At 64.9% G+C, this 268-nt stretch carries 1 protein-coding gene; it reads right to left on the reverse strand.

All coding sequences use genetic code 11. The features are described from left to right. Positions 1-268 (reverse strand): ASCH domain-containing protein (locus OP79_RS49375; RefSeq protein WP_033329958.1); only part of this gene is annotated, 268 nt, incomplete at both ends.

A 268-nucleotide genomic window follows, 5' to 3' on the forward strand; every position in this document is an offset into this window, starting at 1 on the left:
GCCGAGCCTTTCCTTTTCCGGTGGGTAGATGGCGCGGATGTTGGCGAGCTGTTGGTCGCGGGTGGCGGTCGGGTTGACGTTGGCGGGTCCTTCGCCGTCTAGCAGGGTCTCGAAGTCGGGGTACTCGGTGACCCGCTTGACCTTCACCTCGCAGGTCTCGTCGGTGCCTTTGATGCGGAAGCGGATGATGTCGCCTGCCGCGAGGTCGGCGAGGTGCGGGTATTTCACCCGTACCTCGATGGTCTTGGTGCCTGCGGCGACGAGGTCG

This window comes from Streptomyces yerevanensis, from assembly GCF_000716805.1.
Classification (GTDB): Bacteria; Actinomycetota; Actinomycetes; order Streptomycetales; family Streptomycetaceae; genus Streptomyces; species Streptomyces flaveus.